Raw genomic sequence first — 21,710 nt, forward strand, 5'->3', positions numbered from 1 at the left:
CAGAACAGCCGCCCGAGGCGGCGTGTCGAAGGATGCTGGATCTCTCCACATCCCTCGACACAGGAGCAACGGCACTATTTGTACTTGTCGTAGATCGACTGCGTGACCGTCTGTGCTTCATCCATGGCGCGATCGAAGTCCCAGTTGTCGATGACGACGCGCTGGACCATCTTCGGCACCACGAAGTTGTTGTAGGCGTCCGCGAAAGCCGTGTTGTAGACGTCCGGATAGGCGGGCGCGGTGCCCTTCACCACGAGGTCGAGGAGACCCGAGAGGATCGGGTCGCCGCTCGTGAAGGCCTTGAGCTTCGACTGGCCCTGCAGCACGGGGCCGTAGATCGCCTGCTCGTAATAGGCGTTCATGAACTCCGGGCTGCCCAGGAACTCGAGCAGGGCGCGCGCGGCATCGGGGTTCTTGCTGCTCTTGGGGATGGCGCGCAGGTTGGTGTTCGTCGCCGAGACGACGCCCTTCGGGCCGCCCGGCAGCGAGGAATAGAGCGTCGCCTGGTAGAGCTCGGGGTCCTGGCTCTTGGCGGCGATGCCGACGGAGCCGGTGTTGGCGATGAATGCCGCCTGGCCGGCGAGATAGGCATTGTTGTCGCCTGCCCCGTCCCACGTGGTGTTGCCGGGCGGGAACAGCTTCTTGTCCCAGGCCGCCTTCACCCACTTCAGGTATTCGCGGGTGGCCTCGGACTTGATGGCGGCCTTGGTGCCGGTGTCGTCGGCGATGCGTCCGCCATAGGACTGCAGCACGCCGACCTGAACGTTGCCGTCGCCGACGTTGGACAGCGCGAGGCCCAGCCCGTAGAGCGGCGGCTTGTTGATCGCCGCTGCCTGCTGCGAGAGTTCCTCCCACGTGGTCGGCGGGTTCTTGAAGCCGGCCTTCGACAGCAGGTCGTTGCGCCGCAGCAGCAGGTTGCCCGAGACGCCGTAGGGAATGCCCGTGCGCCCGCCCGCCACCTTGGACGTGTCGGACGCCGAGGCGATGGCGGGGAACCAGCCGCCCTGGGCCTTGCCGAGGCTGTCGAAGATCTCGTCGACGGTGTGGAACACGCCCTGCCGCGACAGGAGCATCAGCAGGTCGAGGCTGAGGTCGAGCGCGTCGGGCAGGGTGTTCGAGGCCACCGCCGCCGACACCTTCTGCACGGTCTCGTTCTGGTTGATCATCACGACTTCGGTCTGGATGCCGTTGTCGGCGCCCCACTTGTTGATCGTGTCCACCAGGAGCTTGTTGGCCTTGTCGGAGAAGATCAGCCCGCCCCAGTAGGTGAGCTTGGATCCCTTCACGAGGGCCGGTGCCGCGAGCGACGAGGTCGCCCGTCCGGCCGTCAGGGCCGCCGCAGCGCCTGCCACCGATGTCTTGAGGATATGCCTGCGCGTCCACGCGAAATGCGCTGTCACCTTGGTCCTCCCTGACGTCCTTGTCTCACGCGCGGGACAGACCCCGCAGCGCGGCTGGTCTTCGGTCGTCGCCCTGCGCGGCACGCGGCGCGGGAGCGCTAACACTGGCACCCATCTTTTTGATCAAAAACGACATTGTCAAGCGAAGCCGCAGGCTCGCCAAGGTCGCAGCCGCCATGGCAGACTTGCGCGATGAAAACGCCCCTCCCCCTCTCCCGCCGCGTGCTTCTGGGCCTCGTGCCGATGCTGCTCGCGGCGCCCCGGAGCCATGCCATGACACGCGACGGCCAGGCCCTGAGGCTGCCGACCGGGGGGACGCCACCGCCGTCGCGAGGCTGGTCAAGGCCGGCGCCGACATCCGCGAACGCGACAAGCGCGGCCGCACGGCCCTGCTGGCCGCCACCCATGCCCGGGCGGCCGAGGCGGCGCGGCTGCTGATCGAGGCCGGCGCGGACGTCAACGCCAAGGACGGTATCGACGACAGCCCCTACCTCTATGCGGCGGCGGAAGGCCCGGTCGAGATCCTGCGGCTGACGCTCGCGGCCGGCGCCGATCTCAAGAGCGTGAATCGCTACGGCGGCACCGGCCTCATCCCGGCCGCGCATCATGGGCACGTGGAAAACGTGCGCGAACTCCTGAAGACCACCATCGCGGTCGACCACGTCAACAGGCTCGGCTGGACGGCCCTGCTGGAGGCCGTGATCCTGGGCGACGGCGGCGCCAGGCACACCGAGATCGTGCGCCTGCTGCTGCAGGGTGGCGCCAACCCGTCGCTCCCCGGCCGGGACGGCAAGACCCCGCTGGCCCACGCCCGGGCAATGGGACAGGCGTCCGTGGTGAAGCTGCTGGAGGCTGCCGGGGCGCGGTGATGCCTTTCGGCAGCGATGGTCCTCCAGTTCGTCCTGGCCGGGCTTGGCCCGGCCATCCACGACTTTGCCGGGGCCGTCCCGAAGTCGTGGGTGCCCGGGCCAAGCCCGGGCATGACGGCGGAGAGGGAGAGAGCGAACGAGGTGAGCGGCGACCTGCTTGCGTGAAGCCTAAACCCCGATAAGCTTCCCTGATATCGCGTATTAAGAGTCCGGATTGGACAGCCCCGCTCCGGGCCGCTGGAATGACGTGGATCGTGCCTCGGAGGGAAAGATGGCCAAGGACAAGAAGCTCTATCTCAAGTTCGTCGACGCCGACGTCACCGGCATCATCACGATGTATTGGGACAACGCGCCGCAGACGTGCAAGGCGCTGTGGGGCGCGTTGAAGAAGCCCATCCGCTGGCGGGCCACGCACGCCATGTTCTCGGGTCCCGAGATCATGATGGGCCTGCCCAAGGAGGCGCAGAACTTCGATCCCACGAAGTTGCCGCCGGAGAACCAGACGGTCATTCCGGAAGCCGGCGACATGCTGTGGTTCTATCAACCGCCGAACTTCTTCAAGAACGACCCGACCGAGTTCTGGGAGATCGGCCTGTTCTACGCCCATGGCGGACGCACCTTCGGTCCGACGGGCTGGATTCCCTGCACCTATTTCGCGCACATGTCGGAAGGGCTCGACGCCATCGCCGAGCAGTGCCGACTGATCCGCATCGAGGGAGCCAAGTGGGTGGAGATCGGCCGGCTGTGATCAGCCGCGCCGCCTACGGACCGCGCCCGGCCGGGCGCCACAGGGAAAGGGGACTATCCATGAGCATCAGGATCGCTTCCGCCGCCATCATCGCCACCGTGCTGATGAGCGGCACCGCGCTCGCCCAGGCGCCGACGCTGGTCATCAACTCGTTTGGCGGCGCCTACGAGCAGGCGCACCGCAAGTGCGTCATCGACCCGTTCGAGAAGGCGACCGGCGCCAGCGTGAAGATCGTCACGGCCTACTCGGCGGACGCCTTCGCGCAGGTCCGGGCCCAGAAGGCCGCGCCGCAGTTCGACGTCATCCACTTCTCGGGTGGCCAGGAGATCGTCGCGGCGTCCGAGGGGCTGCTCGCCCCGATGGATCCGGCCAAGATTCCGAACCTTGCCAATCTCTACGACTTCGCCAAGAAGAACGTCGCCAAGGGCGAGGGACCGGCCTACCAGATCGCCGCCATCGGCCTCGTCGTGAACACCAAGAAGGTGCCGAAGGAGCCGACCAGCTGGAACGACGTGATGGATCCGGCGATGGGCGACCACGTCGTCCTCACCGACATCTCCAACGTCTACGGCCTGCTCGGCTTCCTCATGCTGAACCAGGTGAAGGGCGGGACGCTGGACAACATCCAGCCGGGCCTCGACGCCGTGAAGACGCTGCTCAAGGGCGGCGCCGTCGTGGTGAAGACCTCGCCGGAGATCCAGCAGGCCTTCGCCCAGAACGACGCCTGGATCGCGCCCTACGCCTCCGACTATGCCTTCACCCTGAAGAAGGCGAACATGCCGGCGAAGTTCATCCAGGCCAAGGAAGGCACGCCCGCGAGCTTCATCACCGCGAGCCTCGTGGCCGGCCGACCCAACGGCGACCTCGCCGCCAAGTTCGTCGACATGACGATCTCGGCGGACGCCCAGGCCTGCTTCGCCGAGGCGCTGCGCTACACCCCGACCAATGCCAAGACCAAGGTGTCGGACGAGGTGGCGCAGGACATCGTCTCGGGCGAGAAGGCCGCGGCGGGCATGATCCGCTTCGACCCGACGGTCATCGAGGCCAAGCGCGCGGCCTGGGTGGACGCCTGGAACAAGGCCATCGCGAAGTAAGGCGCCCTCGATCTCCCAGGCTCCGATGCCCTCGCAACACAGGCCGTTACCTCTCCGTTCGTCCTGCCCGGGCCTGGCCCGGGCATCCACGACTTTGCCGGGGCCGTCCCCAAGTCGTGGATGGCCGGGCCAAGCCCGGCCAGGACGTCGGACAGAGGGAGCCAGGATGATCAAAGCTCTCCCGGGGACGGCGGGGTGAACGACCGCACGGAAACAGCGGCCCTGCTCCTCCCGGGGATCGCGCTGCTCGCGCTGGCGTTCGCCCTGCCGATCCTGCACATGCTCGTGCTGGCGGTCGCCGGCCCCAGCGGCTTCACGCTGGAGTATCTCGCCAAGGTGCTGGGCGACGGGTTCTACCTCGGCGTCCTGTGGCGCACCGTGCGCCTGTCGCTGGTCATCACCGCGCTGTGCGCGCTCATCGGCTTTCCGCTCGCCTACATCATGGCCCGGGGCGGTCCGCGACTGCGGCTCGCTTTGCTCGTCATGGTCGTGCTGCCGCTGATGACGAGCGTCGTGGTGCGCACCTTCGGCTGGATGGTGCTGCTCACCCGCAGCGGCCTCGTGCCGCAAACCCTTCGCGACCTCGGGCTCGTGAACCGGTCGTTCTCGCTCATGCAGACCGAGACGGCCATCGTGCTCGGCCTGACCCAGGTGCTCCTGCCGTTCATGGTGCTCTCGATCCTCGGCGTCCTGACGCGCATCGACGGACGCCTGGAGGAGGCGGCGCGGACCATGGGCGCGAGCTTCGGGCGGACGTTGACCGCGGTCGTCCTGCCCTTGTCGCTGCCCGGGCTCGTCGCCGGCTCGCTGCTCTGCTTCACGCTCTCGGCCAGTTCCTTCGTCACGCCGAACCTGCTGGGCGGCAGCCGCCTGCACGTCCTGGCCTCGTCCATCTACGGCGCGGTCACCCAGACGCTCGACTGGAACTTCGCCGCCGCACAGGCCGTCGTGCTCTTCGCCGGGGTCCTCCTCGTGCTGGTGCCCTATGTGCGCCCGACGGGGCCGCGCCATGGTTAGGGCCGTTCCCCTCCCCTGGCGCATCGCCGGCGGCGTCGTCGTGGTGCTGGCGGGCCTCGTCCTGCTCGGCCCCCTGGTGGTGGTGATCGGCGCCTCCGTGTCGGAGAACCAGTTCATCTCCTTCCCGCCGCAGGGCTTCAGCCTGCAGTGGTACCAGGCCGTGCTCTCGTCCGGCGCCTATCTCGCCGCGGCCGGCACGAGCCTGCGCCTCGCGCTGCTGGTGACGCTCTCGGCGACACTCGCCGGCGGGGCGGCCGCGATCGCGATCCACCGCCGCGTGCTGCCGGGCTCCGACGTGATGGCGACCGCCTTCCTGGCGCCCCTGGTGCTGCCGAGCATCATCTTCGCCATCGGCATGCTGATGGCCTGGAGCCGCACCTTCGGGGCGGTGTCCCTCGTGACGCTGTGGCTCGGCCACACCGTGATAGCGATCCCTTATGTCGTGCGGACCACGCTCGCCGTGCTCGCCGACTCCGACCCCTTCCTGGAGGAGGCGGCGCGGACGATGGGCGCGGGACGGCTGCAACGCCTGTTCCTGGTGGTGGTCCCGCAGTGCCTGCCGGGGCTCGCGGCCGGCGCGTTCTTCGCCTTCAACATCTCCTTCGACGAGGCGGTGCTGTCCCTCTTCCTGCGGACGCCCGTGCTCATCACGCTGCCCGTGCAGATCTACGGCCAGCTCGAATTCAGCCCGGATCCTTCGGTGGCCGCGGTGTCCACGATCATGATCGGCATCACCGTGCTGCTCATGGTCGTCATCGACCGCCTGCTCGGGCTCGGAAAGGTCACAGCCTGATGTCCGCGGTCGAGCTCACGGAAATACGCAAGTCCTTCGGGGCCACCCCCGTCCTGCATGGGGTCTCGCTGTCGATCGAATCCGGGTCCTTCACCAGCCTTCTGGGCGCGTCGGGATGCGGCAAGACCACGCTGCTGCGCATCGTCGCCGGGCTGGAGGGCGTGACCAGCGGCGCGGTGTCCATCGGCGGGCGGGACGTCACGGGCCTGCCGCCCGAAAAGCGCGACATCGCGATGATGTTCCAGTCCTACGCCCTGCTGCCGCACCTGTCCGTGGCGGAGAACGTGCGCTTTCCGCTGCGCATGCGCCGGCTGGGCTCGCGCGACGAGCAGGATGCCAAGGTGCGAGCCGCCCTGGAGACCGTGCAACTCGCGCACCTCGCCGACCGCCGGCCGCGGCAGTTGTCCGGTGGCCAGCAGCAGCGCGTCGCGCTGGCCCGGGCCATCGTGTCGAAGCCGCAGGTCCTGCTGCTCGACGAACCGCTGTCCAACCTCGATGCGCGCCTTCGCGAGGACATGCAGGTGGAACTCATCGAGATCCATCGCCGCATCGGGCTGACCACCCTGTTCGTCACCCACGACCAGGAGGAGGCGCTCTCCCTGTCCGACCGGGTCGTCCTGCTCAATGCCGGCCGCATCGAGCAGGCCGGCGCGCCGGAAGACATCTATGGCGCGCCCCGCTCGGCCTTCGCCTCGGGCTTCCTGGGCTCGGCCAACCTGCTGCCGGCCGACATCGCCGATGGCCCGCGTGGACCGTCGGCCCGCCTCGCCGACGGGACGAGCCTGCCGCTCGCCGCGACGGAGCCACGCCGCGGGCGCGCCCTTCTGGTCCTGCGTCAGGAGGACCTCCGCATCGTGGCCGAAGGCCAGGGGATCGCCGGCGTCGTTCGGGCGCGCGTCTATCTCGGCTCGCGCGTCCGTTACGTGGTCGCGGTGGGCTCCGAGGTCGTGAGGGTCGTCGCCACCGGCGACACGGCGTTCGCCGAAGGGGACCGGGTCGGCTTGAGCATCGAGCCGTCCCGCGTGCGGACCGTGGCCGCGGAGTGACGGGAGGCGCCGATGCGCATCGTCGACATCGCCACCTTCACCACGCTCGCCCGCGTCCGCCATTTCGCGCGAGCGGCACGCGAGCTCAACACCACGCAGCCGGCGATTTCCATGCGGCTCGCCGCGCTCGAGGAGGAGCTGGGCTGCAAGCTCGCCATCCGCTCGGGCGGCGCTTTCCGCCTGACGCCCGAGGGCGAGCGGGTGCTGAAGACCTTCGAGGAGATCTCGCACGCCCTCGAGGCGCTGCGCACCGATCTCGCCGGCCAGACCGCCTCGGCGATCGACGTCATTCGGGTGGGGGCGATCGACACCATCTCGTCGACCTGGATGGCCCATCTCGTGGAGGCGCTGCATCGCCGCGCGCCACGGCTGAAGGTGGAGCTCACCATCGAGGGCACCAAGAACCTCGTCGAGGGCATGCAACACGGCGCCTACGACGTGATCTTCGCCCTCGACCCGGTGATCGGCGAGAGCTATCGCAGCTTCATGAGTTGCGTCTTCGAGATGTCGTGGGTGGGATCGGACAAGGTCATCGATCCGCAGCGCACCTACAGCGTGGAGGAACTGGCGCTCCTGCCGGTCGTGACCTTCCCGCGCGGCACGCCGCCGTTTCGGATGCTCACGCCCTATTTTCAGGACGAGCAGGTGCTGGCCTCCAAGCTCACCAGCACCAATTCACTCTACTCGATCATCAATCTCGTCATCGAGGGCTTCGGCATCGGCGCGCTGCCGACGATCACGGTCCAGCGCGAGATCGGCATGGGCCTCCTGCACGTGCTGAAGACGACCAAGCCGCTGACCCCGATGCCGATCATCGGCACCTACCAGGCCTCGACCAACGCGGCCCTCGTCGCCCTGTGCGTCGAGCAATCACGGCTGAGCGCGGCCCACTACTGCGGGCAGGTCGACACGGAGCGGGCCTGGGTGGAGTAGAGCCCAGGGCGAATAGCGAATGGAGAATGGCGAGCAGGGAATGGCGTAAGCTCCACCCCACTCCCCACTCGCTACTCGCTACTCCCCACTCGCTACTCGCTACTCGCTACTCGCTACTCGCTATTCTCTAGTCGCTACTCGCCTTACTCGATCACCTGGATCACGCGGCGCGTCTGGGGATCGACGAGCACGGTGCGGCCGTTGACCACGGAGTAGCGATAGGTCGTCTTCACGCCCACGTCGGAGGGGATCTCGTAGTAGGTCACGGCGCCGGGAAGCGTCGAGCCGACGACGACGTCTTCTTCCACGCGCACCGACGGGCGCTGCTCGCGGACGACGTATTCGCGCACGCGGGTGCGATCGGGCTGCGACAGGGCGCCGCCGACGATCGCGCCGGTCACGCCGCCGACCGCGGCACCGACCGGGCCGCCGACGATGGCGCCGCCCACGGCACCGGTGGCCGCACCTGCGGCCGCGCCGCCGGCCTCCTGGGCGAAGGCGGTGGCCGGGAGGATGGCAAGGGCTGCAGCGGCAGCGATCAGGGTCAGGCGGGGCATGATTTCACCTCGTCGTTTGCAAAGAGGCGGGAAAACGCGCCGCTGACGGCTTCGTTCCGGCCTGCCTGCGACAACTTGGCCGTGCCACATCGCGCAATGTGAATGGAACCGAGGCGCGCCCGCCGGATTGGCATTCGTCTCGAGGACCCTCCATGTCGAACGTCGAAACGACCCCGCTGCGTCGCGTATCCCCCGACGAGCCTTCTCCCGCCGCGGCTCCCCTGCCCGGTCCGGCCACCCCTCCGGCCCCCGCGCCGCGAAGCGCCGACGACGCGCCGCAGCGGCCCTGGCGGCGGCGCGTGCTGTTGCTGGCGGGGCCGCTCGTCGTCCTGGTCGGCGCCTTGTGGTTCTACCTCGCCGGCGGCCGGGCGGTCAGCGAGGAGAACGCCTATGTGGGCCGCGACACGGTCGCGATCGCGCCGCAGGTGTCGGGCGTGGTGACGACCCTGCCGGTCAAGCAGAACCAGCCGGTGAAGAAGGACGATGTTCTCTTCTCCATCGATCCCGAGCCCTACCGCATCGCGCTGGCGGGCGCCCAGGCGCAGCTCGGCGTGACCCGCGACCAGATCGCCGCCCTCACCGAGACCTACCACTCGCGGCAACGCCAGGTGGAGCAGGCCCGCGCCACCCAGGACTTCGCCCAGCAGGCCTTCGACCGCATCCACGACCTCGTTCGCCGGGGAGTCTCGTCCCAGGCGCAGCTGGACGCGGCCGAGCGCGACCTGCGGGTGGCGCAGGCGAGCCTCGCGGGTGCCGTGGCCGAAGCCCAGTCGACGCTCGCCCAGATCGGCGGGAACGGAGAGACAGGGGTCGACGAGCGCCCACAGGTCCGACAGGCGCAGGCGGCCGTCGAGAGCGCCGAACGCAACCTGCGGCTGGTGACGGTCAAGGCGCCTTTCGACGGCATCGCCACCAACGTGAACGCCATCGCCATCGGCGCCTACCTGACGGCCGGCCAGCAGGCGATCAGCATGGTCGCCGACCAGCCCGTCTGGGTCGATGCCAACATCAAGGAAACCGATCTCGCGGACGTCAGGGTCGGGGCCCACGCCACGGTGAGGGTCGACGCCTATCCCGGACGCGACATCGGTGCGACGGTCGAGACCATCAATCCGGCCAGCGGCGCGACCTTCGCCCTGCTGCCCCCGCAGAACGCCTCCGGCAACTGGGTGAAGGTGGTGCAGCGCGTGCCCGTCCGCCTGAAGCTCGACCTGCCGCCCGAGCAGGCCTCGGTGCTGCGGGCCGGGATGACCGCGACCGTCTCGATCGACACCGGACGCCGCCGGTCGCTCGGAACGCTGGTGGACGACGTCAGGGGCTGGTTCGAGTGAGCGCATCCGCCGCGAAGGCCATGCCCGCCGGGATGGCCCGCATCGGTGCGACGGCAGCCGTCATGCTGGCCGCGCTGATGCAGGCGCTCGACTCGACCATCGCCAACGTCGCCCTGCCCTACATGCAGGGAAGCCTCTCGGCCACGTCCGAGCAGGCGAACTGGGTGCTCACCTCCTACATCGTGGCCGCCGCGATCATGACGCCCACGACCGGCATCCTCGAGAACAGGCTCGGGCGACGGCGGCTGTTCATGGGCGCCGTGGTCGGGTTCGTGGTGGCGTCGATGCTGTGCGGGGCGGCCACGTCGCTCGACCAGATGATCCTGTTCCGCCTCCTCCAGGGGATCTTCGGCGCGCCTCTTGTGCCCCTCGCCCAGGCGGTGCTCCTGGACAGCACGTCGGCGGAGCAGCGCGGGTCGGCCATGGCCATCTTCGGCCTCGGCGTCATGCTGGGGCCCATCATCGGACCGAGCCTCGGCGGCTGGCTGACGGAAAGCTACGGCTGGCGCTGGGTGTTCTACGTGAACGTGCCGATCGGCGCCCTCACCGTCCTGCTTCTCTGGCTGTTCCTGGCGGAACCGCCCCGGCAGGGCGTCCAGCGCTTCGACATCTTCGGCTTCGCCATGCTCAGTCTCGGCGTGGGAGCGCTGCAGATGTTCCTGGACCGCGGCGAGCAACTGGACTGGTTTTCGTCCACCGAGATCATCGTCGAAGTCACTCTCTGCGTGCTGGCCTTCTACCTGTTCGTGGTCCACATCACCACGCGGCGCGAGGCCTTCCTCGACGTGCGGCTGTTCTCGGATCGAAATTTCGTCATCGGCCAGGTCCTCATCTTCGCCATCGGCGCGATCCTGCTCGCCACGCTCGCCCTCATCACGCCGTTCCTGGAAAGGCTGATGAACTTCCCCGTGCTGGAGGCCGGCCTCGTGCTGGCGCCGCGCGGCATGGGCACCATGGTGGCCATGGTGCTGGTCGGCCGCCTGCTCGGCCGGATGGACGGACGCTGGCTCATCGCGACCGGCCTGCTGCTCACCGCCTTCGCGCTCTACGAGATGTCGCTGTTCACCGCGGACGTGTCGCGGGCCACGATCATCCGCACCGGCGTGACGCAGGGTTTCGGCCTGGGCTTCGTGTTCGTGCCGCTGAGCACCCTGACCTTCGCGACACTGCGCCCCGAGTTGCGCACGCAGGGCACGAGCCTGTTCAGCCTGACGCGCAACATCGGGTCCAGCATCGGCATCGCCTTCACCACCTTCCTCCTGACCCGGCTGACGACGACCATGCATGCGGAGATCGCGGCCACCGTGACCCCGTTCAGCCGGGCCGTGCGCGCCGAGGACCAGTTCCACCTCGCCACCCCGGCCGGTCGCGCCGCCCTCGACCAGCTGGTGACGTTGCAGGCCGCCACCATCGCCTATGACGACAATTTCCGGCTGATGATGATCGGTTGCCTCGTGGTGCTGCCGCTGCTGCTGCTCATGCGCCCGCAGCCGCGCGCGGCTGCGGCGGCCAAACCGGCGCGCAGGCTCGCGGCGTGAGGCCGGAATTCCGCTCCGGCTGGTGAAGCGGGCGCGTCAGTGCCCGCCTTCCACCCAGGGAATGCCGCCGGCGATGAAGCTCTCGGCCAGGCCCGCCTCGATCTCCAGGGCCTCCCACGCCCGCATCGGATTGAGGTGCTCCACCATGCCGGGCAAGAGGTGCACGCCGAAGCGGCGGACGGCGCCGCTCGCCTTGTAGCCGGTCTTGTGCTGGTCGAACCGCCAGTCGGGATCGCGCCCGGTCTGGCCGACATAGAGGCCCCACGGATCGGGCCGCTCGTCGTTGCGCAGCAGGACCACGTAGACCGAGTGCCGGGCACCGCGGGCCTTGTGGCTCACCGCCTTGTAGCTCTTGGCGATGCGGAAGGCCTTCGGCAGCCAGTCGGGCGATAGGCCGGAGATCATGGGGACGACCCCGGCGGCGGGCCCTGGACCCGCCGGCCCGCCAGCCGCCGGGCGAGGCCCAGGCCCACGATGCCGGTCGCGAAGGTGAGAGCGCCCAGCACGGCCGTCGTGGCGCCCAGCCCGAGCAGAGCGAAGAGGCTCGACGCGGCGAGATAGCCGATGAGGTGGCCGCCGAACACCGCGCACATCTGCAGGCGATAGACCTGCGCGATCCGGTGCGGCGGGAAATCGTGCTGGATGATGTGCAGGAGCGCGAGGTTCTCCAGCGGCCCGTTCACGGCGGCCAGCGCCGCGGAGGCCATCAGCCAGGCGCGGTCGGGCGCGAAGGGGAGCAGGAAGACGCCCAGCCCGAAGGTCAGCTTCGCGCCGATCAGCCACAGCATGGGACGTTGCGGGCGACGGCCGGAGAGGTAGACGTTGGAAGCCAGGTTTCCCACGCCGTAGGCGGCCATCATCAGTCCGTAGTCGGTCAGGGGCGTCGGGCTCGTGTCCTGCAGGTGGAGCGCCATGCCCAGGAGCAGGCCGGCCGACCAGGTGACGTTGCCGACGATGTCGGCCGCCAGCCCGTAGTAGAGCACGAGGTGGCCGCGCATGGCGCGCGCCCCGCCGACGACGGCGTCGCGGACGGCCTCCAGGCCGCGGACGGAGGTCGTGTCGGGCATCGCGACCCGCGACAGGCCCCGGTGCACGGCCCAGGCCGACAGCAGGAACGCGACCGCGGTGATGGTGAAGAACTGGCCGGTGGGAACGAAGCTTCCGACGAGGGCCACCAGCCCCGGGCCGAGAATGCGGGCGATCCGGCGCGTCGCGTCGAACAGGCCGTTGACCCCGTGGCGCCGCTCGCCGTCGGCCACCAGCACCGGCAGGGTCGCCTGCAGGGCGGGATCGTAGACCGCGGTGGCGAGCGCCACCAGGACGGCGGTGACGATCAGCATCGGCAGGCCGATCGGCCCGACGAGGTCGGCGCCCGACAGGACGAGCAGCAGCAGCGCCCGGGCGATGTTGACCCCGATCATGGTGCTGCGATGGGGCCACCGGTCGGTGACGATGCCGCCGAAGATGCTCCCCGCCAGAAGGGCGCCGGCCTGCATCGCGGAGACGAAACCGGCATCCCGGCCGATCAGCGACGACGCCGTCCAGATGACGGCGACCATGTAGAACTCCGCGCCGGTGGCGGCGAGAAGCTGCGCGCTCCACAGGGAGGCGATGCGCCTGTCGGCCAGTGGCCGGACCATGTTCATGCCGCGCTCCCCGTCCGCACGCGCGGCGCCCTGCAACCCGGCTGATATCGCAAATCGGACACCGCCAGCCACCGGTTTCGCTCGCCGCAGGATCGCGACGGAAAAGAACAGTCCCGATATATCTTGACTCCCGATATATCGAGACTATTTTTACCGCATGCGACACAGACATTCTTTCGAGAGCCATCCCCGCTTTTCACGCGGCATGCGGCCCGATCACCCTTCCCGCCATGCAGAACCCGCCGAGGGCCATGAGCCCCGCGGCCGCGGACATCGCGGCCGGCATGGGCGCCGCCCGTTCGACTACGGCGAACTGCGCCTCCTCGTGCTGGCCATGCTGGCCGAGGAGCCACGCCACGGCTACGACCTGATGAAGGCCATCGAGGAGCGGATGGGCGGGAGCTACACGCCGAGCCCCGGCGTCATCTATCCCACCCTCTCCTGGCTGGAAGACATGGGCTACGCCGAGGTTGAACCGACGGGCGGCAGCCGGAAGCTCTACCGTGTCACCCCGGAAGGCGGGGCCTTCCTGGAGGCCAACCGCGGGGCGATCGTCGCCCTGACGTCTCGGCTGCCCGGCGGCGGCCCGGGCCGCGAAGGCATTCCCGCGCCGGTCATCCGGGGCATGGAGAACCTCAAGCTCGCCCTGCGCCTGAAGCTGCGGGCCGGCCCGGTTTCGCCCGAGACCGCCGACGCGATCGCCGCCGCGCTGGACGAGGCGGCCCGCACCATCGAGCGCAGTTGAGGTTGGCCATGCACGCCATCACCCGCGTCCGGCATGAGCTCAAGCGCCGGCAGCTCGTCGTGCGCTCGGTCGAGCCGGTGACCCCGCTCATGCTGCGCGTGGTCTTCTCCGGCGACGACCTCGCCGACTTCACGAGCCTCGGACCCGACGACCACGTGAAGATGTTTTTCCCTGTCGCCGGGGGCGATCCGGCCATGCGCGACTTCACGCCCCGCGCCTTCGACCCGGTGGCCCGCACCCTGACCATCGACTTCGCGCTGCACGACGCCGGACCGGCGTCCGACTGGGCGAAGGCGGCGCGGCCCGGCGACGGGCTCATGGTCGGCGGTCCCCGTGGCTCCCTGGTCGTGGCGCCCGATTTCGACTGGTGGCTGCTGATCGGTGACGAAGCCGCCCTCCCCGCCATGGGCCGGCGCGTCACCGAACTACCGGCCGGCATCCCGGTGACCACGCTGGCTTGCGTGAGCGGACCGGCCGAGGAGCAGAGGTTCGACGGCGCCTGCTGCCTGGAAAGCCTTTGGGTTCACCGTCCGTTGGCGTCGGCGGACAACCCGCGGGCCCTCCTGTCGGCCCTGCGCGCCCTGCCCTGGCCATCCGGGGACGGGTTCGTCTGGATCGCGGCCGAGGCGAAGGTGGCCCGGGCGCTGCGGGAGCACGTCCTGTCGGAACGGGGGCATCCGCCGGCCTGGCTGAAGGCGAGCGGCTACTGGGTGAAGGGCGTCGCCGACGGGCGGGAGACCTTCGACTGACGCCATCCCGCGTTTGCCCGACCCGGCGCCCCTCTCTATGGTCTCAGGATCGCGCCGAGGGAGACGTGAATGGTCGCGCCTATCGCCACGATGAGCTGTCGCTGCGGCACGGTCCGCGGCACGCTGACCGGCGCGACGCCGGACAGCGTGAACCGGGCGGTCTGCTATTGCGACGATTGCCAGGCCTTCGCGCACTGGCTGAGCCGGGCGGATCTCCTCGACGCCCATGGCGGCTCGGACATCGTCCAGTTCGCGCCCGGCGCCTTCACGATCGATTCGGGCCACGACGCGATCGCCTGCGTCCGGCTCGGCCCGCAGGGCATCTTCCGGTTCTACGCCACGTGCTGCAAGACGCCGGTCGGCAACACGGTGAAGCCTTCGATCCCGTTCATCGGCGTTCCGGTGCAGGCGTTCGGTCAGGGAGCGCAGGAGGCGGACCGCACCTTCGGCCGGCCTGCCGGACGCATCATGGCCCGGTTCGCCATCGGGCAACCGCCGGATGCCTCCCAGGGCATCGGTGCATGGCTGATGCTGCGCGCCGTCGCCAAGGTCCTGTGGTGGCGACTGTCGGGTCGATCCGGCCCCCACCCGCTGATGTCGCGGGACACCGGGGAGCCGCTCTTCTCGGTCACCGTGCTGTCGCGCCAGGAACGCGACTCCCTGCGCCCGCTCTGCGGTCCGCATCCCACGGCCTCCGCGCCGGCGGCCTCCACGACCTGACCCCCGTGTTCATCCCGACTGATCATGCCGGGTGATCGCGGCTAGGGTCCTGGCGCTCGTCCCCCCGGGAGCCCGACCATGACCGTCGCCTCGCCCTGCATCAAGGTTTGCAGCATCGACCCTTCGACGGGTCACTGCGTCGGCTGCGGGCGATCCCGTCGCGAGATCGCCGGCTGGAGCCGGATGACCGACCGGCAGCGCCTGCTCGTCATCGCGGCCCTCGAGAGCCGCCCCAAGGACCCCGTGCAATCCGCGGTGATGATGAACTGCGCCGCCTGCGGCGCCTGCGCCGGGCGGGAGGTCGCCGCCTAGCGCGGCGCGGCCGGGCTCAGTCCCTGCACGCGAAGGGCAGGAAGCTGCCGGTCATCCCGGCATTCATGGCACCGAGCGACAGGAGGTTGGCGACCTGCAGTTCCTGGGGCGTGCGCGGGCAGACGTCGGCCCGGGACGTGCAGCCGGACGCGATGAAGGCCTCATGGCGTTCCAGGAAGGCGGTGCCCAGGCCGGCATTCCCTCGCCTGGCCATGACGTCCGTCCAGACCTTGCGATAGCGCTCGCATTTCACCGCCGGCCAATCGGGCGGGGCGGCGTCCTGGGCCCAGGCGCCGCAGGTCATGCCCGTCAGCAGCGCCGCCGCGAGGGTCGCCAGGAGTGTCGTCTCTCGCATCGCCAAGACCGTCGCTTTCTTGCCGTCGCTGTCCTGCCGTCGCGGTCCCGCCTCAACGCCCGGCACGCGCGTCCAGGGCCCTGCGCAGGGCGTTGACCAGCGCGTCGATCGCGAAAGGCTTCTGCAGCAGCACCCCCGGCGGCACGGCGCGCCCGGGATCGGGCGCGTAGCCAGACATGTAGACGATGGCGATATCAGGGAAGCGCTCGCGCGCCTGCGCGGCAATCGTCCAGCCGTCGATGCCGCCGGGCAGGCGGATGTCCGTCAGCAGGGCGTCGAAGGACCGCTCGGCAAGCAGGCCGAAGGCTTCCGGGCCGCCGCTCGCCCCGGCCACCGCGAACGCGCGGTCCTCCAGCTCCGCCACGACGGTATCGAGCAGGAGGGGTTCGTCCTCCACCACCAGGATCCTGTCAGGCATCGGGCTGTCCTCGCGCCTCGACCAGCGGAAACGTCATCATCACCTTGGTCCCGTCCCCCTCGCGCGTGACGAGGTCCACCCTGCCCCCGGCGCTGCGGGACATGCCGAAAACCTGGCTCAGGCCGAGGCCGGAGCCCTTGCCGGGCTGCTTCGTCGTGAAGAAGGGATCGAAGGCCCGCGCCTGGACCTCCGGACTCATCCCCGTCCCGTCGTCGGCGACGCACAGCGTCGCCTCGTCCACGCCCCGCGACACGCGGATGACCACCTCGCCGCCGGCGGGGGTCGCATCCCGCGCATTGGCGACGAGATTGATCACCGCGCTGGTGAGTTCGGCCGTGTCGACGAACACGTGGACAGGCTCCTCGGCGGGCTCGAACGTGAGCGAGCGCTCGCTGCCCAGCGCTCCCTCCGCGATCGGGCGCAGGGACTGGACGAAGTCGTTGAGCTCGACCTCGGCGGCGGCCTGGGGCTGCTGGCGCGCATAGGCGAGCATCTGGGACGTGAGGTCGCCGGCCCTCCTCGCCGCCTCCAGCGCCGTCCGGCGCGCCTTCTCCGCGCGCTCGGGGCTCAGGTCGCGGCCGAGGCGCTCGAGGTTCAGGGTCACCACGGCGAGGAGATTGTTGAAGTCGTGGGCCACGCCGGCCGTCATCTGGCCCAGCGCCTCCATCTTCTGGGCGTGACGGAGCAGACGCTCCGTCTCGAGCCTCTCGAGGCTCTCCGCCTCGAGCCGGCGCAGGGCCTCGTCACGCTCCGACACCCTGGCCGCCAGGTCGCCATTCATGACCCGCAATTGTGCCGGAGACGGCAGGGCGAGGGCGTGGGGCAGCAAGGGCCACAGCGCCCCGGCGGTGGCGATCGAAGCCGCCGCGGTGGCCGCCTTGAGCAATCCCTCCCCGGCGTAATCCGGGTTCCAGATCGTCCAGATGCCCATCACATGCGTAGCTCCGCATGCGAGAATGAAGGCGGCGAAGCACCAGAAGACCCAGCCGAAGCCGACGTCCGGACGCCGCCGGATGAAGTAGACCAGCACGACAGGGATGGAAAAATAGGCTACGGCGATGGTAAAATCCGAGATGACGTGCAAGAGGACCAGATCGGAGCGCCAGAGAAGGCATTGTCCATGCGGCGCCAATGGCGCGCTGTCCAGGAACGTCCACAGCCAGTCGAACACGATGATTTCTCGAATATGACGATGCGACGCAAACTGAACCATGGTCGCAAGGTCTTTTCAACGACCTGTATACTTAAGCTCAAGGACAAAACGGGGATCTCGACAGGGATTTATCTTGAGCGTGGCCGTTCGCGCGGGCGGTGGGCGGGCCGCCCCGGTCGATCCGCTCACCGCCAGGCGAGCACGCGCGTTTCCACGGCCCGCACGATTTCGTGCATCGCCCAGCCCAGGGTGGAGAGCATCAGGATCGCCGCCAGCACCAGCGCGGCGTCGTTGTTCTCCTGGCCGACGCTGAGCAGGTAGCCGAGGCCGAAAGTCGCACCGATGAGTTCGCCGACGACCGCCGCCGTCACCGCCTGGGTGGTGGCGATTCGCAGGCCGGCGAAGATGGACGGAAGCGCGAAAGGCAGTTCGACCCGGCGGAAGCGGATCGCGGCGGAGAGGTCGAGCAGCCGAGCGAGGTCGCGGTAGCCGGGCTCGACGGCCGCGAGACCCGACACGGTGCCCGTCAGCACCGGGAAGAAGGACACGAGCGCGATCAGCACCACCTTGGGCCCGAGCCCGAGGCCGAGCCACAGCAGCAGGAGCGGCGCGATCGCGATCTTGGGCGCGGTCTGCAGCAGCAGGATCAGCGGCGAAAACAGGCGGCCGAGGAGCGGCAGGCGGTCGAAGGCCCAGCCCACCAGGAGGCCCGCGACCGCGCCGGCGGCAAAGCCCAATCCGAGCTCCGAGAGCGTCGCGGTCGCATGGCGCTCCAGTTGGCCCTCGCGCGCCATGAAGACGAAGCGCGCGAAGACGGCATCGGGTGTGGGCAGCAGGAAGGCGGGGATGCGGAACAGGATCACCGCCCCCCACCACACCGCGACGGCCCCAGCCAGGACGACCAGGCTGGAGAACCCCCTCGCAAGTGCCTGCGTGGCCGACGTCATGCCTTGATGTCGGCCGGCTGAACGACGAGGTCCTCGGCCTTGAAGCCGCGGTCGATGACCTTGTACTCGGCCAGGATGTCGACGTTCTTCTGCCAGCCCGCGAGATCGCCGGCGCCCAGCCCCTTCTCCTTGGTGAGCGGGCTCTGCCAGACGGACGCCACGAACGTCTCCTCGAAGGCACGCTTGAGAAGAGCTTCCTGGCCCTTCCAGGTCGGGGCGTGCTTGGCGATGGCGATGGACAGCGCCTCGTCGATGCCGCCCTTGATCACGAAGTTCAGCGCCTCGTCGAGGCCCGCGTTGAAGCCCTTCACCAGCTTGGGCTTCTGCTGGAGGAACTTCTCGCCGGTCACCACGACGTTGCCGAAGGACGGCAGGAAGTCGTTCGACGAGATCATGCCGACCTTCACACCCTCGCCCTCGAGGTTGTACTTGCGCAGCTCCGAGAAGACGATCGCATCGACCTGGTCGGCCTGCAGCGCCTGGACGATGGCGCCGGTGGCGATGACCTCGACCTTGACGTCGTCGACGGTGAGGCCCGCCTTCTTCAGGCCCACCTGGAGCTGGAGATAGTTGGGGCTGCCGATGGCGGTGACGGCGACCTTCTTGCCCTTGAGGTCGGCGAAGGTCTTGATGCCCTTGTCGGCCTTGAACAGGGTGGCGCCGATTCCGCGCTGGTAGGTGGTGTGGACGACCTTCACCGGCAGGCCGCTCGCCTTGGCGGCGATGACGCTGTCGCCGTTGGGGAAGCCGAGCTCGACGTTGCCGGCCGCCACGTTGCGCATGATGTCGGAGGCGGCGGCGTAGACGACCTGCACGTCGAGGCCGTTCTTGGCGAAATAGCCCTTCTCCATGGCGAGATAGATCGGGGCGTAGAACGGCACGGCCGCGCCGTCGATCTGCAGGGTGACCTTCTCGGCCGCCTGAGCGAAGGCGCCTTTCGGCAGGGTGCCGGCCGCGGCGGCGGCGAGCGCGGCGGAGGAGAAGGCGCGGCGGGTCAGATGCGTCATGACGAGGTCTCCGGTTTCGTGGCGGGATGCAGGTAGGTCACGGCGGTGGCGGCGAGGCGCACGAGGTTCCTCTGGGTTTCCTCGTAGTCCTCGAGCCAGCGGTCGGTGATGCGGTTTCCGTGGACGGCGAGCACGGCGCCGGCCTGGACGCCGAGCGCGGCCGCGACGGCGAACAAAGGCTCGGCCTCCATGTCCATGCCGGCGACGCCCGCTGACTGCAGGCGCTCGACCAGGCCGTCGTAGGGCGGCGGCACGTCGGCCGCGGGGTGCGTGGGACGGTCCTGGCCGCGATAGTAGCTGTCGGTCGTGCGCACGCGGCCCCGACGGTGGACGAGGCCCAGCGCGCGGGCCGCCTTCTCCAGCGCGTCCACCACGGCGGGCGAGGCCCGCGTGCCCGCCGGATCGCCGCCATAGACGCGCGCCGTGCCGGTGGCCCCCTCGGCCGCCTCCACGATCACGAAGCAGCCGAGCGGCAGGTCGAGGTCGACGGCGCCCATCCCGCCGACGCGAATGAGCGTGCGGGCGCCGAGATGGGCGAGTTCGACGGCGGCGATCTCCGTGGACGGCCCGCCGATTCCCGTGGAGCAGACGCCGACGGGCACGCCGTCCCACCGTCCCGTCGCCATCGCGAACTCGCGCCGGCGGCCGAGGTCGCGCACCTGGTCGAGGACGCCCGCGGCGATCCCCACGCGGTCGGGGTCGCCGGGCAGGAGCATGGCCTGCGGCACGTCGCCCGGCCGGCACGGCAGGTGCACGGGCAGGCCGTCGCGCCAGGGCCAGCGGGCGGAGCGGGTCGGGACATCGCCGGCCATGTCAGGCCCTCCACGACAAGAGGCGGCGCTCGGCGACGTCGACCGCCTGGTAGACGGCGATGCCGAGCAGCGCGGTGAGGACGACGGCGGCGAACAGCATCGGCGTCTTGTAGGTCGCGGTGGCGAAGGTCATCAGGTAGCCAAGCCCCTGGCGGCCCGACATCCACTCCCCCAGGATCGCGCCGACCACGGCCTGGACGGCCCCGACCCTCAGCCCGACGAAGAGCTCGGGCAAGGCTGCCGGCAACTCGATCCGGCGGAAACGCTGCCACGGCGAGAGCTGCAGCAGCCGGGCGAGGTCGATCAGGCGGCGATCGACGCCGCGCAGGCCGACGAGCATGCCGATCATCACCGGGAAGAGCACCAGGGAGACGACGAGCACCATCTTGGACGTCGCGCCGAGCCCGAACCAGATGACGAAGAGCGGCGCGAGCGCGATCTTCGGGGCGGTCTGCAGGAACAGGATCGGCCCGCCGAGCGCCCGCTCCAGCGCCGGCACGCGGGCCAGCGCGAGGCCCGCCGCCATGCCGAGGACCGCACCGAGCGCCAGGCCGGCGGCGAGGTTGCCGAGCGTGAAGGACAGATGCGTCCACAACTGGCCCGAGGTCGCGAGGTCGACGATGGCGCGCCCGACGTCGCCCGGCGCGGGCAGCAGGTAGGGCGGCACGCCGGACAGGCGCACATAGAGGTCCCAGGCGAGCGCCACGCCCAGCAGGGCGGCGGGCAGTTCCAGGGCGCGGCGCAGACCGGACGTCATCGCGGCCTCACGCCAGGTCGCGGCGGAGATCCGCCATCAGCTGGTGGAAGCGCGGATCGAGCTTCGTGCGCTCGCCGCGCGGGCGTTCGAGATCGACGGTGTGGATCCGCTTGATGGCGCCCGGACGCGCGGACATGACCACCACCGTGTCGGAGAGGTAGGCCGCCTCCTCGACACTGTGGGTCACCAGCACGATCGTCTTGCGGGTGGCGGTCCAGATCGCCATGAGCTCGTCGTTCAGACGGTCGCGGGTCAGCAGGTCGAGCGCGCCGAAGGGCTCGTCCATCAGCAGCAGCGCGGGATCGTAGGAGAGCGCGCGGGCAATCGCGACGCGCTGGCGCATGCCGCCGGACAAGGTGCGCGGCAGGGCCTGCGCGAACGACGACAGCCCGATCATCGCCAGGAGCTCGTCGGTGCGGCGGTCTCCCTCCGCCCGCGGCACGCCGGACGTGTCGAGCGGGAAGCGGACGTTCTCGCGTGCGGTCAGCCAGGGCAGCAGCACGGGCTCCTGGAAGACGAAGCCGGGACGGCCCTGTTCGCCCTCGTTCGCGATGCGCCCGGTGCTGGCGGTCTCCAGGCCTGCCACAATGCGAAGGAGTGTCGACTTTCCGCAGCCCGAGGGGCCGATGATGCTCGTGAAGCTGCCCGACAGGATGGTCAAATCCACCGGTCGGAGGGCCTCGACCGGGCCGCCAGGCCCGGAAAACGTCTTGGAAACCCCTTCGATCCGGATCATTCCGCACTCACTCTTCCGCGGCGCAGA

Annotated in this window: 25 protein-coding genes; 13 read left to right on the forward strand and 12 right to left on the reverse strand. The window is 69.6% G+C overall.

Annotated elements, in window-relative coordinates; genetic code table 11:
• Positions 1 to 74: 74 nt before the first annotated feature.
• The gene (locus Q0Q47_RS02610; RefSeq protein WP_293853953.1) at positions 75 to 1,400 is read right to left on the reverse strand and encodes an extracellular solute-binding protein; all 1,326 of its coding nucleotides are present in this window, start codon (positions 1,398 to 1,400) and stop codon (positions 75 to 77) included.
• 176 nt (positions 1,401 to 1,576) lie between these two features.
• On the opposite strand from Q0Q47_RS02610, the gene Q0Q47_RS02615 reads away from it, so the two are divergent.
• The 7 genes from Q0Q47_RS02615 (at position 1,577) to Q0Q47_RS02645 (ending at position 7,900) form a co-directional block, all read left to right on the forward strand.
• Positions 1,577 to 2,269, forward strand: a complete 693-nt coding sequence (locus Q0Q47_RS02615; protein WP_293853955.1) for an ankyrin repeat domain-containing protein — start codon at positions 1,577 to 1,579, stop codon at positions 2,267 to 2,269.
• Positions 2,270 to 2,540: 271 nt separating this feature from the next.
• Entirely contained in the window at positions 2,541 to 3,017 is a 477-nt protein-coding gene (locus Q0Q47_RS02620) for a DUF3830 family protein (RefSeq protein ID WP_293853958.1), read from the forward strand.
• Between the two features lie 59 nt (positions 3,018 to 3,076).
• Positions 3,077 to 4,111 (forward strand): ABC transporter substrate-binding protein, encoded by a 1,035-nt coding sequence (locus Q0Q47_RS02625; protein WP_293853960.1) that lies wholly within the window; start codon positions 3,077 to 3,079, stop codon positions 4,109 to 4,111.
• A 195-nt stretch (positions 4,112 to 4,306) separates the two neighbouring features.
• Positions 4,307 to 5,128, forward strand: a complete 822-nt coding sequence (locus Q0Q47_RS02630; protein ID WP_293853963.1) for an ABC transporter permease — start codon at positions 4,307 to 4,309, stop codon at positions 5,126 to 5,128.
• Complete coding sequence (locus Q0Q47_RS02635; RefSeq protein ID WP_293853965.1) at positions 5,121 to 5,921, forward strand: ABC transporter permease; 801 nt, start codon at positions 5,121 to 5,123, stop codon at positions 5,919 to 5,921. Before Q0Q47_RS02630 ends, Q0Q47_RS02635 begins: the two co-directional genes overlap by 8 nt.
• The gene (locus Q0Q47_RS02640) at positions 5,921 to 6,967 is read left to right on the forward strand and encodes an ABC transporter ATP-binding protein (protein WP_293853968.1); all 1,047 of its coding nucleotides are present in this window, start codon (positions 5,921 to 5,923) and stop codon (positions 6,965 to 6,967) included. The genes Q0Q47_RS02635 and Q0Q47_RS02640 overlap by 1 nt, the downstream gene beginning before the upstream one ends.
• 12 nt (positions 6,968 to 6,979) lie before the next feature.
• Positions 6,980 to 7,900: a LysR family transcriptional regulator gene (locus Q0Q47_RS02645; protein WP_293853970.1), complete on the forward strand. Its 921-nt coding sequence runs from the start codon at positions 6,980 to 6,982 to the stop codon at positions 7,898 to 7,900.
• Between the two features lie 143 nt (positions 7,901 to 8,043).
• Here Q0Q47_RS02645 and Q0Q47_RS02650 read toward each other — a convergent pair whose 3' ends face one another.
• The gene (locus Q0Q47_RS02650) at positions 8,044 to 8,457 is read right to left on the reverse strand and encodes a DUF1236 domain-containing protein (RefSeq protein WP_293853973.1); all 414 of its coding nucleotides are present in this window, start codon (positions 8,455 to 8,457) and stop codon (positions 8,044 to 8,046) included.
• 152 nt (positions 8,458 to 8,609) lie between these two features.
• Between Q0Q47_RS02650 and Q0Q47_RS02655 the strand changes: the two genes are divergently transcribed.
• Together Q0Q47_RS02655 and Q0Q47_RS02660 are read left to right on the forward strand one after the other, a co-directional pair.
• Positions 8,610 to 9,788: an HlyD family secretion protein gene (locus Q0Q47_RS02655; protein WP_293853976.1), complete on the forward strand. Its 1,179-nt coding sequence runs from the start codon at positions 8,610 to 8,612 to the stop codon at positions 9,786 to 9,788.
• A 20-nt stretch (positions 9,789 to 9,808) separates the two neighbouring features.
• A complete protein-coding gene (locus Q0Q47_RS02660; protein WP_293854082.1) occupies positions 9,809 to 11,326 on the forward strand; it encodes a DHA2 family efflux MFS transporter permease subunit in 1,518 nt (505 codons plus the stop codon).
• Positions 11,327 to 11,362: 36 nt separating this feature from the next.
• On the opposite strand, the gene Q0Q47_RS02665 is transcribed toward Q0Q47_RS02660, so the two are convergent.
• Complete coding sequence (locus Q0Q47_RS02665) at positions 11,363 to 11,731, reverse strand: hypothetical protein (RefSeq protein WP_293853978.1); 369 nt, start codon at positions 11,729 to 11,731, stop codon at positions 11,363 to 11,365.
• Entirely contained in the window at positions 11,728 to 12,972 is a 1,245-nt protein-coding gene (locus Q0Q47_RS02670; protein ID WP_293853981.1) for an MFS transporter, read from the reverse strand. Before Q0Q47_RS02670 ends, Q0Q47_RS02665 begins: the two co-directional genes overlap by 4 nt.
• 205 nt (positions 12,973 to 13,177) lie before the next feature.
• Between Q0Q47_RS02670 and Q0Q47_RS02675 the strand changes: the two genes are divergently transcribed.
• The 4 genes from Q0Q47_RS02675 (at position 13,178) to Q0Q47_RS02690 (ending at position 15,498) form a co-directional block, all read left to right on the forward strand.
• Positions 13,178 to 13,717 carry a PadR family transcriptional regulator gene (locus Q0Q47_RS02675; RefSeq protein WP_293853984.1) on the forward strand — a complete coding sequence of 180 codons (540 nt, stop codon included), beginning with the start codon at positions 13,178 to 13,180 and terminating at the stop codon, positions 13,715 to 13,717.
• 8 nt (positions 13,718 to 13,725) lie between these two features.
• Positions 13,726 to 14,466: a siderophore-interacting protein gene (locus Q0Q47_RS02680; protein WP_293853986.1), complete on the forward strand. Its 741-nt coding sequence runs from the start codon at positions 13,726 to 13,728 to the stop codon at positions 14,464 to 14,466.
• A gap of 69 nt (positions 14,467 to 14,535) precedes the next feature.
• Entirely contained in the window at positions 14,536 to 15,186 is a 651-nt protein-coding gene (locus Q0Q47_RS02685) for a DUF6151 family protein (protein ID WP_293853989.1), read from the forward strand.
• Between the two features lie 78 nt (positions 15,187 to 15,264).
• Positions 15,265 to 15,498, forward strand: coding sequence for a DUF1289 domain-containing protein (locus Q0Q47_RS02690; RefSeq protein WP_293853992.1), 234 nt, complete (start codon positions 15,265 to 15,267; stop codon positions 15,496 to 15,498).
• A 16-nt stretch (positions 15,499 to 15,514) separates the two neighbouring features.
• Here Q0Q47_RS02690 and Q0Q47_RS02695 read toward each other — a convergent pair whose 3' ends face one another.
• From Q0Q47_RS02695 to Q0Q47_RS02730, 8 genes are all read right to left on the reverse strand, one after another.
• On the reverse strand, positions 15,515 to 15,853 hold the full coding sequence (locus Q0Q47_RS02695; RefSeq protein ID WP_293853994.1) for a hypothetical protein: 339 nt from the start codon (positions 15,851 to 15,853) through the stop codon (positions 15,515 to 15,517).
• A 52-nt stretch (positions 15,854 to 15,905) separates the two neighbouring features.
• Positions 15,906 to 16,271, reverse strand: a complete 366-nt coding sequence (locus Q0Q47_RS02700) for a response regulator (RefSeq protein ID WP_293853997.1) — start codon at positions 16,269 to 16,271, stop codon at positions 15,906 to 15,908.
• Complete coding sequence (locus Q0Q47_RS02705) at positions 16,264 to 17,442, reverse strand: ATP-binding protein (protein WP_293854001.1); 1,179 nt, start codon at positions 17,440 to 17,442, stop codon at positions 16,264 to 16,266. Before Q0Q47_RS02705 ends, Q0Q47_RS02700 begins: the two co-directional genes overlap by 8 nt.
• A 167-nt stretch (positions 17,443 to 17,609) precedes the next feature.
• Entirely contained in the window at positions 17,610 to 18,371 is a 762-nt protein-coding gene (locus tag Q0Q47_RS02710; RefSeq protein ID WP_293854003.1) for an ABC transporter permease, read from the reverse strand.
• Complete coding sequence (locus tag Q0Q47_RS02715) at positions 18,368 to 19,378, reverse strand: ABC transporter substrate-binding protein (RefSeq protein ID WP_293854006.1); 1,011 nt, start codon at positions 19,376 to 19,378, stop codon at positions 18,368 to 18,370. The genes Q0Q47_RS02710 and Q0Q47_RS02715 overlap by 4 nt, the downstream gene beginning before the upstream one ends.
• Positions 19,375 to 20,190 carry a nucleoside phosphorylase gene (locus tag Q0Q47_RS02720; protein WP_293854008.1) on the reverse strand — a complete coding sequence of 272 codons (816 nt, stop codon included), beginning with the start codon at positions 20,188 to 20,190 and terminating at the stop codon, positions 19,375 to 19,377. The genes Q0Q47_RS02715 and Q0Q47_RS02720 overlap by 4 nt, the downstream gene beginning before the upstream one ends.
• A 1-nt stretch (position 20,191) precedes the next feature.
• On the reverse strand, positions 20,192 to 20,947 hold the full coding sequence (locus Q0Q47_RS02725) for an ABC transporter permease (RefSeq protein ID WP_293854011.1): 756 nt from the start codon (positions 20,945 to 20,947) through the stop codon (positions 20,192 to 20,194).
• 7 nt (positions 20,948 to 20,954) lie between these two features.
• The gene (locus Q0Q47_RS02730) at positions 20,955 to 21,614 is read right to left on the reverse strand and encodes an ABC transporter ATP-binding protein (RefSeq protein ID WP_293854013.1); all 660 of its coding nucleotides are present in this window, start codon (positions 21,612 to 21,614) and stop codon (positions 20,955 to 20,957) included.
• Between the last annotated feature and the right edge of the window lie 96 nt (positions 21,615 to 21,710).

Origin of the sequence: uncultured Alsobacter sp. (assembly GCF_945952055.1) — a bacterium.
GTDB lineage: Bacteria > Pseudomonadota > Alphaproteobacteria > Rhizobiales > Beijerinckiaceae > Alsobacter.

What these genes read in the sequence shown, in the direction of transcription:
- Q0Q47_RS02615 (WP_293853955.1), top strand. Translation starts at nt 1,577, where the DNA reads ATGGCAGACTTGCGCGATGAAAACGCCCCTCCCCCTCTCCCGCCGCGT.
- Q0Q47_RS02620 (WP_293853958.1), top strand. Translation starts at nt 2,541, where the DNA reads ATGGCCAAGGACAAGAAGCTCTATCTCAAGTTCGTCGACGCCGACGTC.
- Q0Q47_RS02625 (WP_293853960.1), top strand. Translation starts at nt 3,077, where the DNA reads ATGAGCATCAGGATCGCTTCCGCCGCCATCATCGCCACCGTGCTGATG.
- Q0Q47_RS02635 (WP_293853965.1), top strand. Translation starts at nt 5,121, where the DNA reads ATGGTTAGGGCCGTTCCCCTCCCCTGGCGCATCGCCGGCGGCGTCGTC.
- Q0Q47_RS02640 (WP_293853968.1), top strand. Translation starts at nt 5,921, where the DNA reads ATGTCCGCGGTCGAGCTCACGGAAATACGCAAGTCCTTCGGGGCCACC.
- Q0Q47_RS02645 (WP_293853970.1), top strand. Translation starts at nt 6,980, where the DNA reads ATGCGCATCGTCGACATCGCCACCTTCACCACGCTCGCCCGCGTCCGC.
- Q0Q47_RS02650 (WP_293853973.1), bottom strand. Translation starts at nt 8,457, where the DNA reads ATGCCCCGCCTGACCCTGATCGCTGCCGCTGCAGCCCTTGCCATCCTC.
- Q0Q47_RS02655 (WP_293853976.1), top strand. Translation starts at nt 8,610, where the DNA reads ATGTCGAACGTCGAAACGACCCCGCTGCGTCGCGTATCCCCCGACGAG.
- Q0Q47_RS02660 (WP_293854082.1), top strand. Translation starts at nt 9,809, where the DNA reads ATGCCCGCCGGGATGGCCCGCATCGGTGCGACGGCAGCCGTCATGCTG.
- Q0Q47_RS02665 (WP_293853978.1), bottom strand. Translation starts at nt 11,731, where the DNA reads ATGATCTCCGGCCTATCGCCCGACTGGCTGCCGAAGGCCTTCCGCATC.
- Q0Q47_RS02670 (WP_293853981.1), bottom strand. Translation starts at nt 12,972, where the DNA reads ATGAACATGGTCCGGCCACTGGCCGACAGGCGCATCGCCTCCCTGTGG.
- Q0Q47_RS02675 (WP_293853984.1), top strand. Translation starts at nt 13,178, where the DNA reads ATGCGGCCCGATCACCCTTCCCGCCATGCAGAACCCGCCGAGGGCCAT.
- Q0Q47_RS02680 (WP_293853986.1), top strand. Translation starts at nt 13,726, where the DNA reads ATGCACGCCATCACCCGCGTCCGGCATGAGCTCAAGCGCCGGCAGCTC.
- Q0Q47_RS02685 (WP_293853989.1), top strand. Translation starts at nt 14,536, where the DNA reads ATGGTCGCGCCTATCGCCACGATGAGCTGTCGCTGCGGCACGGTCCGC.
- Q0Q47_RS02690 (WP_293853992.1), top strand. Translation starts at nt 15,265, where the DNA reads ATGACCGTCGCCTCGCCCTGCATCAAGGTTTGCAGCATCGACCCTTCG.
- Q0Q47_RS02695 (WP_293853994.1), bottom strand. Translation starts at nt 15,853, where the DNA reads ATGCGAGAGACGACACTCCTGGCGACCCTCGCGGCGGCGCTGCTGACG.
- Q0Q47_RS02700 (WP_293853997.1), bottom strand. Translation starts at nt 16,271, where the DNA reads ATGCCTGACAGGATCCTGGTGGTGGAGGACGAACCCCTCCTGCTCGAT.
- Q0Q47_RS02710 (WP_293854003.1), bottom strand. Translation starts at nt 18,371, where the DNA reads ATGACGTCGGCCACGCAGGCACTTGCGAGGGGGTTCTCCAGCCTGGTC.
- Q0Q47_RS02715 (WP_293854006.1), bottom strand. Translation starts at nt 19,378, where the DNA reads ATGACGCATCTGACCCGCCGCGCCTTCTCCTCCGCCGCGCTCGCCGCC.
- Q0Q47_RS02720 (WP_293854008.1), bottom strand. Translation starts at nt 20,190, where the DNA reads ATGGCCGGCGATGTCCCGACCCGCTCCGCCCGCTGGCCCTGGCGCGAC.
- Q0Q47_RS02725 (WP_293854011.1), bottom strand. Translation starts at nt 20,947, where the DNA reads ATGACGTCCGGTCTGCGCCGCGCCCTGGAACTGCCCGCCGCCCTGCTG.